Source organism: Mesorhizobium sp. WSM4976 (assembly GCF_029625685.1).
Taxonomy (GTDB): domain Bacteria; phylum Pseudomonadota; class Alphaproteobacteria; order Rhizobiales; family Rhizobiaceae; genus Mesorhizobium.
This window is the reverse complement of sequence record NZ_JARTVT010000030.1, coordinates 73,804-83,977: the sequence shown is the minus strand read 5'-3', so window position 1 is coordinate 83,977 and position 10,174 is coordinate 73,804. Positions and strand designations below refer to the sequence as shown.

At 58.7% G+C, this 10,174-nt stretch carries 9 protein-coding genes and 1 pseudogene; 4 read left to right on the top strand and 6 right to left on the bottom strand.

The window, feature by feature from the left end; translation table 11 throughout:
- Positions 1-397: 397 nt before the first annotated feature.
- The 3 genes from P9272_RS29600 to P9272_RS29595 are packed head-to-tail and all read right to left on the bottom strand — an operon-like array spanning position 398 to position 1,363.
- Positions 398-949, bottom strand: coding sequence for a hypothetical protein (locus tag P9272_RS29600; RefSeq protein WP_278163287.1), 552 nt, complete (start codon positions 947-949; stop codon positions 398-400).
- Positions 937-1,161: an MBL fold metallo-hydrolase gene (locus P9272_RS36115; protein WP_347404076.1), complete on the bottom strand. Its 225-nt coding sequence runs from the start codon at positions 1,159-1,161 to the stop codon at positions 937-939. The genes P9272_RS29600 and P9272_RS36115 overlap by 13 nt, the downstream gene beginning before the upstream one ends.
- Before the next feature lie 19 nt (positions 1,162-1,180).
- The gene (locus P9272_RS29595) at positions 1,181-1,363 is read right to left on the bottom strand and encodes a hypothetical protein (protein WP_347404075.1); all 183 of its coding nucleotides are present in this window, start codon (positions 1,361-1,363) and stop codon (positions 1,181-1,183) included.
- Between the two features lie 446 nt (positions 1,364-1,809).
- Between P9272_RS29595 and P9272_RS29590 the strand changes: the two are divergent.
- Positions 1,810-2,978 (top strand): annotated as a pseudogene (locus tag P9272_RS29590) (NADH-quinone oxidoreductase subunit D); the annotation flags it as partial.
- Positions 2,979-3,079: 101 nt separating this feature from the next.
- Complete coding sequence (locus P9272_RS29585; protein ID WP_278163285.1) at positions 3,080-4,249, top strand: beta-glucosidase; 1,170 nt, start codon at positions 3,080-3,082, stop codon at positions 4,247-4,249.
- Here P9272_RS29585 and glf read toward each other — a convergent pair.
- Positions 4,246-5,382, bottom strand: coding sequence for a UDP-galactopyranose mutase (glf, locus tag P9272_RS29580; RefSeq protein ID WP_278163283.1), 1,137 nt, complete (start codon positions 5,380-5,382; stop codon positions 4,246-4,248). The two genes, P9272_RS29585 and glf, sit on opposite strands and share 4 nt — an antisense overlap.
- Position 5,383: 1 nt before the next feature.
- On the bottom strand, positions 5,384-6,556 hold the full coding sequence (locus tag P9272_RS29575; RefSeq protein WP_278163282.1) for a glycosyltransferase: 1,173 nt from the start codon (positions 6,554-6,556) through the stop codon (positions 5,384-5,386).
- Between the two features lie 303 nt (positions 6,557-6,859).
- Between P9272_RS29575 and P9272_RS29570 the strand changes: the two genes are divergently transcribed.
- On the top strand, positions 6,860-7,777 hold the full coding sequence (locus tag P9272_RS29570; protein ID WP_278163280.1) for a hypothetical protein: 918 nt from the start codon (positions 6,860-6,862) through the stop codon (positions 7,775-7,777).
- A 675-nt stretch (positions 7,778-8,452) separates the two neighbouring features.
- A complete protein-coding gene (locus P9272_RS29565) occupies positions 8,453-9,325 on the top strand; it encodes an SIR2 family protein (RefSeq protein ID WP_278163278.1) in 873 nt (290 codons plus the stop codon).
- 440 nt (positions 9,326-9,765) lie between these two features.
- Here P9272_RS29565 and P9272_RS29560 read toward each other — a convergent pair whose 3' ends face one another.
- On the bottom strand, positions 9,766-9,957 hold the full coding sequence (locus tag P9272_RS29560) for a hypothetical protein (protein WP_278163276.1): 192 nt from the start codon (positions 9,955-9,957) through the stop codon (positions 9,766-9,768).
- Between the last annotated feature and the right edge of the window lie 217 nt (positions 9,958-10,174).

Here is a 10,174-nt window from a genome sequence, read left to right as displayed (position 1 = left end):
CAGCAATACATGGACGCGCCGGTAGCCGTAACGCACCCGCGTCGCCGTGATCTCCTTGATCCTGGCTTTCAAGGCAGGAGTTGATTTTCGAAGCGATTAAGCGTCGGGAAGGCAGATTGGCGTAGCAAATGGAACACTTTGCACCCCGACGAGTTATCTGTGCAGCGGTCGGCCCTTCGGGTGTTAGCCGCCGGACTGGAAAAAGTCGTAGGAAGCCCGTCGCTTACGCTTATTAGCTGCGACGGGCTTTTCATTAGCGATACCAAAATTGTTAATGTGGGCTTGTCACAACTGGCGTACAATGCCGTTCTGCCCCGCACCCCAACCGGGGTAAGGGCCCGGCCCCGCCGAAGTCCCCCCGACTCCCCGCAGGCCGGCATCGTGTGTCTGGGCTAGTTCAGCCTGGCGCCTTGTCAGCAATGAACGGCGCCAATGCCTCGGCAACGCGATGTAGAAACGGTGCCGGATCGAGCACGACGCCATTCGGCTCGACAAAGATATCCTGCTCGTCCTGCCTCTGGGGATGCTCAAGCGTCACGTTAAACGTATAGTCCGGCATCAGCCGACAGGGGCGGGCCTCCATCTGCGCCCGATAGCCAGCGCTTTCGTAGCGGGCTTCCCTGTGCGGCACTACCAGAGATCCTCTGGCGGAGATGCTCGCCGTCATGCGCTCGAGCCACTGCATGATTTCGCCCCCGCGATCTGCCCGCCTGAATCTGGCGACCGACGCATAGAGGATTTGGGTCCAGTGCATGAAAGCGTCGGCCGCCAGTATTGGGCGGGGGGCACGTGAACGAGGGGTTATTATCCACAGCCTTGCGCAGCAGCCGAGATAAATGCAGGCGAGTTGTGCGGTAAGGTGGATAGCGATCGAGACCTTGGCGCACTGCTGTGCCAGCCGCCGCGGCTCCATGGCACTGATCTCCAGTTCCAGGTTCAGAGCGGCCAAGTCGCGGACCGAGCGCTAGGCGGCTTCCCAGTCGGGCGTGAAATAACGCGGCGGGCCAGCATTTCGAGCTGTTGCACGGCGACTTCATAGGCCGATTCCTGACCTGTTGTTATGAAGGCATCGCCGGCGACCAATGTATGGTCGGCTTCGCGCCACAGCGAGATATGGCCTGGGGCCTGCCCGGGAGTGTGCAGCCATCGCCAACCCGGCATGCATGGGACCGACCTGTCGTCAGGCAGCGGCTTTTAAGCCTGGTATCGAGATCGATGGGACCACACGGAAAAGTGGCCAAAGCAATGCCAAAGGCCGCCGCCGACCAAGGATCGGGGGAGGATAAGACGCGGTCCCGTCCAGGTATGGATGCTCGAGGGGATGGGCATAGACCGGCACGTCCAGATCTTGCAGTTCCAGCACGGTGCCGACATGATCGAAATGGCCATGCGTCAGAATGATTGCAGACGGCCGGGCGTCTGGGCCGAAACGTGACTGCGCAACGCCGACAATGCTGCCCCGCGACTTGGAATCCCGTATCGATCAGGAACCAATCCCCGTTGTGGCGAGGCATTCCGAAGAACACGACGTTTTACGAGGGAGAGGCGGAGATAAGCGAGGTCGGGTGCGATGGTCCAGCCCCGTCCCCTAGGTCTTCATGCCTGGCGCGATCGATCTCGGAGAGGGGAATCTGGACAGTCATTTTCTACCGGGCTGTATCTGCGAAGTGATGGTCCCCAACTTGGATCGGCGGATGATGTTCCTGGTGACGACAGAACGGCCGCGGCGCATGCGACGACGGCGCGGCCCTGCCTGGAACATCCGCGTCATTTCCGGGTTCGGCGCCCGCCATTTGGAGTAAAAGTGTCTTGGCCGAGTCCGCCGTAAGGAATTTCAACATCAATTTCGGTCCGCAGCACCCGGCGGCGCACGATGTGCTTCGCCCTGTGCTCGAGCTTGACGGCGAAATGGTCGAGCGCGTCGACCCTCACACAGGCCTGCTCCACCGCGGCACTGAGAAACTCGTTGAATACAAGATCTGTCTCCAAGCCCAGCCTTACTTCGACCACCTCGATTATGTGGCCCCGATGTGCCAGGAGCATCCCTGGTGTCTGGCAATCGAGAAGCTTGCGGGTCTCTCCGTGCCCAGTCGAGGGCGATTGATACGTGTTCTCTACAGCGAGATATCGCGCATCTTATCTCACCTGCTCAATGTCACCACGCAGGCGCTGGATATCGGCGCGCTGACTCTACCGCTCTGGGGTTTCATCGAGCGAGAGAAGCTGATGGTTTTCTACGAGCGGGCCTCTGGCTCTCGCAGGCAAGCCGCCTATTTTCCACCCGGCGGGGTCCACCAGGATTTGCCACCGGATCTTGTCGAAGACATCGGCAAGCGGATCGATCCCTTTCTGAAATCCGTAGATGACCTGGATCGGCTGCTGACGGAGAACCGGATCTTCAAGCTTCGAAACGTCAATATAGGCCAGATCTCTGAAAGGGATGCCTGGGGATGGGCTTCTCAGGCGTGATGATGCGCGGCTCGGGCGCAGCGTGGGATTTGCGGAAAGCGCAGCCCTATGAATGCTACTCCGAAATGGACTTCGACATTCCGGTGGGCAACAACGGCGACTGCTACGACCGCTATCTCGTACGCATGGAAGAGATGCGTCAGTCGGCCAGAATCATGCCCCAGTGTGTCGAGCTGCTGGTGAAGGAAGGCCCCGTCGCCATCGCCAATCCAGACGGAAAGATTGTGCCGCCCAAGCGTGCTTCGATGAACCGGTCGACGGAAGCGCTGATCCATCATTTCAAACTCTATACGGAAGGCTTCCGCGTGCCTGCGGGAAAGGTTTATGCAGCGGTCGAAGCGCCCAAAGGGGAATTCGGCGTCTATCTGGTGGCGGACGGCACCAATAAGCCTTGCCGCTGCAAGCTGCGGGCGCCGAGCTTTGCGCACCTCCAAGCGACGGATCTGCTCTGCCGCGGTCACCTGCTTGCTGACGTCACAGCCGTGCTGGGATCTATCGATATCATCTGGGAGACGTCGACAGATAGGCTCCGATCTTCGTTCAGTGAGCCAAGGGGATCGCCAGCATCACGAACATGCCAATCGAGCAGCGTTGAGGTGAGACAGGTCTAATGCCGGACCAAATTCCTCCTTTCGTTTTCGAAAGCTATTTCATGGCTGGGTTCGAGTGTTCCTCGCACCGTCGGAAAGATGGCCTCCGTCTGGATCTCGTGCGGGCCACAAGCCATGACATTCACGCGGCGGACGACTACCGTCGTTGCGCGAACTTGGGGCTGAGGACCATCCGTGACGGGCTGCGGTGGCATCTGATCGAAAGCGCACCGGGCGCCTATGAGTGGTCGAATTGGATGTCGATGCTTGATGCCGCCATTGCTGCCGGCGTTCAAGTGATCTGGGATGTCTTTCACTACGGATCCCCCGATTATCTCGACCAGGGCAGCGAACGAATGATCGATAGCTATGCCTCTTTTGCGGGTGAAGCCGTCAGATTGCATCGAGCAGTGACGGGCAAAGCCGCGATGGTCTGCCCGATCAACGAAATTTCGTTCTTCGCGTGGGCCGTCGAAGTTGGCTACTTCCCGCCTGCCGGACCTAAAAGAAAGGGTTGGTTCAAGCGCCACCTAGTGAAGATGGCCGTCAAGGGTATCGAGGCAATGCGTGAAGCTGATCCCGAATGCCGCTTCATTTGGGCGGAGCCGCTTATTCACATCGCGCCGCGGGACCGCAGCGGTCCGGAGCTGCGGCGTGCGGAGAAGTCCCGCCAAGGACAGTTTGAAGCCTATGATATGTTGATGGGGCACGTCGAGCCGGAGTTGGGGGGAGCCGAGGATCTGATCGACGTGGTTGGGCTCAACTTCTATCCACACAACCAATGGTACCTGCAGGGACCGACAATCCCCATGGGTCATCACGAATACCGGCCTCTGTCGGATATGCTCGTTGAGGTCGCCCGACGCTACCGCAAGCCCCTCTATGTTGCAGAGACCGGAGCAGAGGGATCGGCGGGCCCGGCATGGCTTCATTACGTGTGTGACGAAGTGCGTGGTGCTATCAGCAAAGGAGCCCCGATCGAAGGTATCTGCGTGTATCCGATCACGGCTTATCCTGGATGGGACAATTCCCGCCATGCCGAAGTTGGCCTGTTTTCCGTTATCCATGCGGATGGCTCACGCAGCATACGCCAGCCCGTAGCCGATGAACTCGCGCGACAGCAGAGGCTATTCAGTGACTTTGTTGACGCGCGCCACCTTGCTGCGCCGGACAAGCGGATCGGCGGTTAGGCGGGCGCCGCGATAGCCGTCTGCAAGTCAGGCGTAGCCGGAAGCTCCTTCTGAATACGCGCGAAGGTGGCTAAGGCCTGCCCCACGACCTGATCCATGTTGTAGTAGCGATACGTCGCCAGGCGGCCAACGAACCACACGTTGGGACAACTTGCAGAGAGAGCTTCATATCGTTTGTAGAGCGCCTCGTTTTCCGGCCGCGGCACAGGGTAATAAGGATCGCCGATATCTGTCGGGTATTCGTAGGTGAGGCTGGTCCGGACATTTCTCTGGCTAGTCAAATGCTTGTACTCGGTGATGCGGGTATAGGCTTCCGTCTGCGGATAGTTCACCACGGCTACCGGCTGAAATTGCTCGCAGTTGAGGGTGACATGCTCGAAACGCAGTGAGCGGTAGGGCAGGCGGCCCAGCTTCCAGTCAAAGAATTCATCGATCGGCCCGGTGTAGATCAGCCGCCGGAAGGGAATTCGCTCTCGGACCTCGCGATAATCGGTCTGCAGCATGATCTTGATGTTGGGATGATTCAACATACGTTCGAACATGCGCGTGTAGCCGCCGGCCGGCATCTGCTGGAAGCTGTCGCCGAAATAGCGATCGTCGCGGTTCGTTCTCGTCGGAACGCGGGCAGTCACGGATTTGCTCAACTGGCTAGGATCGACTCCCCACTGCTTTCTGGTGTAGCCGCGGAAGAATTTCTCATAGAGCTCTCTGCCCACGGTGCTTACAACCACATCCTCGGCGGTGCGGACTTCGCCAACGGTTTCACGGCGCGACGCGAAGAAGTCCTCCAGCTCTGCCGGGCTTAGCTCGAGACCATAAAGACGGTTGATCGTGTCGAGATTTATTGGAATCGGCAGAAGCTTGCCGTCCACAAAAGCGAGCACGCGGTGCTCGTAAGGGCGCCAGGTTGTGAACTGCGACAGATAGTCGACGATCGACTGGGCGTTCGTGTGGAATATATGCGGTCCGTAACGATGGATGAGAATTCCGGCTTCGTTGTAGCAGTCATACGCGTTACCGCCGATGTGGCTGCGACGGTCGATGAGTAGAACGCCTTCGCCCCTTTGCGAGGCGATCCGTTCGGCGAGAACACTGCCGGCAAAGCCGGCTCCGACGATCAGCCAGTCAAACATGTCATGCGCTCCTGCGGAAGGGCACGACCTTCTTGCTTGAATTGGCTTTCTTGATGTGAGCGGCCATGGCATCCCATGTTCGCTGCCAGGACATGTTGGCCAGATAGGCATCAACCGCTGGCAGGCGCATTTCGCGCGGTTGCGCGAGCGCGGAGCGCAGTTTGGCCTCGATGTCTTCGGCGTCCGCGATATCGACGAGTCCGGCGGCAGCGTAGCTTCGCACCACATCGACAATCGCAGTCGACACCACGGGCAGGCCTGCGGCAAGGAATTCGGGAGTTTTCGTCGGGCTGATGAAGCGTGTCGCTTCGTTGAGCGCGAACGGCATCCACCCGACATCCCAATGCCGAAGGTAGGCGGGCAGTTCCTTGTAGGCTTTGCTGCCGAGCCAGTGCAGGTTGTTTGCCTTCGGCAGAATGTCCGGATCAATCTTCACCACCGGACCAAGCATCACGAAGTGCACGTCTGGCATCGTGCTGGAAGCCTGCGCCACGAGATCGATATCGAGGCGCTCGTCGACAACACCGAAGAAGCCAACCCGCGGATGCGGGATGGCGAGCTGATCCGCCGGTTCCTCGCCGGGCGCCCTCGCCTTGTGAAAGTGGTTGACGTCGATGCTGCTGGGGAAGGGATAGATCGCCCGATGTTGGCAACGCTTCGCTTCGAATAGGCTCAAGCCACCCGTGAAGACCACATCGGCGCGTTCGAAGAGCGCCCGTTCCAGCACCGCAAGCTGGGCCGGCGCATTCTTGAACGCCGCAAGCTCGTCCATGCAGTCATAGACGCACACGTCGAAGTTGACATGCGCGCTGAAGCGCAGCGCCATCGGGGTATAATACCAGGCAATCAATTGGGCGTGCGGTGTCGACGCGATGATCCGGTCCAGAGATCTGCGCTGGATCGCATCGGCTCTGGCGAGGCTGGTGCCGATCGGGAGCAGAGGGGTCGCTACCCGAATGCCCGGCGCAACGTCGCAAAACCGAATGGACGAGTGGGAGCATTCTTCAAAGACGGGCTCCTCGAAGTAGACGATCTGGTGCTCTCTTGAGGCATGCGTGAGAATGTGCTGCGGACGTTGATAGACGAAATTCCATCGCAAATGGGAAAAGCATATGAATAAATCTTGCTCTTTTCTGGCTTTGATGGTGACTGGTATTCTTGTCGCCGCGTCCATATAAGCATTTCCCCGGTATCATTACCGTTTATACTGCGAATAACATTTGTTAATCGCGAGATGCAGGAAGCTATTCCTGCCGCATGTCTAACTGTCCGCCGATTAACTTGTTCCAGCCAGCGAGCGATATGCAGGCGGAGTGCCGGCCAGCGCGTGTGGCATCTCTGGCTGCAGCTTTCTGGGGACGGCCGCTCGGGTGCCGCATTTTCGTTGAATGAGCAGCTAAAATATTCGATGGCTTAGATTGATTCGTCGGACCGACGCCAAGGGCGTTTAGCGGCCGACAATCGCTGGGGCAGATAGATGAAGATCGATTTCGAGACGAATGTGTTCCCGTTGTTTCACCCGCAAGCGGTGGACGATCTCAAGGACCCGTGCCCGGTTTATGACGGCCGGCTTTGGCATGTGTTCGGATCGAGCGGCACGGTGACCAGCGAGACTTGGAAAATTCTTCACGCCACGGCGCCGGAGTTGCACGGACCATGGACGGAGCACGCGCCGATTGAGCTTCCGGTCGCGGGGTCGGGCGTCGCGGCGCCTGGCGTCGTGCACGAAGACGGCGTCTTTCACATGTTCATCCAAACCGAGTTCATGAAATCCGGCGGCCGCTGTGAACACGCGGTGTCAAATGACGGGTTCAACTGGGTTGTGCTCAATCCGGCAATCCTGTCTGTGCCGGACACGGATGAAGACGGCATCTACGACCCGCACCCCGCTCTCATCGGCGGGAAGCGCTACCTCGTTTATTCCGGCATGCCGAAATTCACCCGCGTGCCGCAGCCGGACATCTATCTGGCCCGGAGCCAGTCTGATTCATGGTTCGGGCCTTGGAAGCGCTTGGGCAAAATCCTGGACCACGATGACATTCCCCACCACAACACGCGGGACGACCCCGACTACGAATGGGGCATTGAAGGTGCCCAGTTGGTGGAGCTTCCGGACGGCCGCGTGCTCCTCAACGCCACCTGCTTCCTTCCGCACGGACCGCGCGGTAGTCGGCAGCGGGTGTTCTTCGCCGTTGCGAGCGCCGTTACCGGACCTTACGTCTCGATCGGGCCGGTGCTCGATCCGGACGGCCCTGGAGAAAATGGTCACTCGACGGTGATGATCGATGGCGAGCGGCTGACCCTGTTCTACCAAAGTCGTGTTGCGTCGACGAAGCATCGCTGGCGCTACGGCTTGGCAAGCTTCGACGTGTCCCTGCTTTCTAAAGTGGCCTGACCGACTCTTAGCAAGCTCGCCGGCCTATTTCGGCATAGCTGGTCCGTCGAACAAGATTGCCGGCGGGAACAATGTCTCTCGGCCATTGTTGGGTCGCGTTCTAGTGGAGAGCTGCCAGCTATGTGCTTGCGGCAAACAACCAGAAATTCGCGGCCCAAGTCCAGAGGGCGAACCGGGCTCATGGTCGTTGTTTATGCAGCCCCATCGTCTGGCAGGCCAGGACTGCAAGCTGATGCGAGGACATCATGCGCCCCGGTATGAACATTTTCAATTTCGGAAGTGACAGCGCTGAAAGCGATGTCCCCAATGCAAATCGCATTTCGACAAGCGATATAGACCAACTCGCTTATTTCGCCGCGGTGAACGGCATCACGGAGCAACAGGCACGGCCTGATCCAAAAGCATGGAGACAATCTTGCCGTGCTCATCAAGGAAGCTCGGAAGCTCCGAGAGCTAGGATGACACAGCGCATCACCACTGATCGCCAATTACAGCACCGGTACAAGCGAGGGGCAGAGTTGGGAACGCTCTCGCGTAGGGCCGCCTGGCAGCTAATTTGTGTGGACAGGGAAGAGTGATGATGGGCCAGATTACGGAGAGCGCGCAGGGTGTCGACCCCGCTGGTGCGACGGCAACCGGTCCAGTGACGGGCAGTCATCGTCTCCTCGGTCTGCAATGACCAGCGATCCTCTTGTTTCTCTCGCAAAATCCGTTCGAGAACGAGACGCCGTATTGTTCGTGGGGGCTGGCGTCTCCATGAGTGTCGGCCTGCCTTCCTGGGAGAAACTGATCAAGCGAATGGCGGATGAACTCGGCCTAGAGGTGGACCTTGCCGGGCAGCGCGGTCGTTTTCAGACCCTGGCCGAGTATTACCGCATCAAGCATGGCAGCATTGGACCGCTTCGCAGTTGGATGGACCGGCACTGGACCGTTAGTCGCGACAAGATCGAAAAATCCGAATTGCACCGTCTCATCGTCGCGCTGAACTTCCCGGTGATCTATACCACGAACTACGATCGGAACCTCGAAGTTGCCTTTGAGATACACGGCGTCGAATACGTTAAAGTGGCCAATGCGCGGGATGTGTCGAAGGCGCGCAGGGATGTCCCCTGCATCGTGAAATTCCACGGTGACTTCGATGACGATTCCTCCCTGGTTCTCACAGAGACCGACTATCTTGACCGGCTGTCATTCGACTCGCCGCTCGACGTGAGGTTCCGTTCGGACGCCTTGGGCAGCACGGTTTTGTTCATTGGCTACAGCCTTTCCGACCTGAACATCCGGTTGCTCCTGCACCGGCTCTGGCAAACTTGGAGCCGATCGGGTTACGAGGCGGATCGGCCTCCCTCTTTCATCTTCATGGCGCACCGTGATCCGGTCGAGGAAGCGGTGCTGGCGCGTTGGGGCATCACAGTGGTGACGGGGGACGACGATGATCCTGAAAAAGGGCTACTGGGTTTCCTCTCTCGCCTTGCTGCCCTGGTCGAGGCGAACGGAGCGGGCCGGCTGAGGCTGCTGTCAGGGAGGGAATCTACCCTTGCCGATTGACAGCTGCCTTCCGGCCTGAGTGGAACAGGCGGTGAGTTCGCCAGTTCAGGTACGCTGGTCAGCGTAAGTACCTACACTCTGATTTCTTCTTTTGCGTACGCCTATCGGCGGAGCCCGCATGACCCGAAGCAATTAGGCGTGATGAAAATAGTCTCGTTGTTTGTGATGGTAAGTTTGTTTCTCTTCATGAGGCGGCGATTTCTTTCGATAAAAGCAAAGCTCGACGATGTTCACCGCGAGATAGCGCTTCGCAAGCGCAATGGCCGTGTCGGACGCAGTTCGACGGCTGAGAGACGCCAGAAGCCTCCAATTGGGATCGTCACCCGTTAGGCGAGGCCTCGGCTAGATACAGCTGCTCAGATCTGACGGCGCCCAGGCCGATGGGCGGGCTCCTCCTTTCGAAAAGATAGCCAGGGTCGATGGAATGCCGGCCCATCAGTTCACTGAAAGGCGTATTTGTAGACGGCCCGATTCTGCTCGTCCGTCACTCTGACCCAAAGTTCTTCATTTGCTCGGATGCGCACTGCTCGCCCGGTTGCACGAGATGCCGCCGCGGCGGCGGTGTGCGCTTCGACCAACTGCCTGGAGGTGACCATCTCCCCTGACACGATTTCGACTACGTACTTCTTCATCCAACATCGTTACGCCCGCGGTCGGCAATGTTGGAATAAGATTTGATGCATTTGCGAAAATCTTCTCTATGTGGCCTTGTTGACCGACGGCTTTTTATCGTTGGGGCGCGTTGCGACCACTCAAGGGTGGCTTGTGTGCCTGCAATATGTCCACAAGGGGCAGGAGGGCTCAGAACGATCGCGAGGATCACGAGGCAATCGGAGCGCGTCGAGGAAC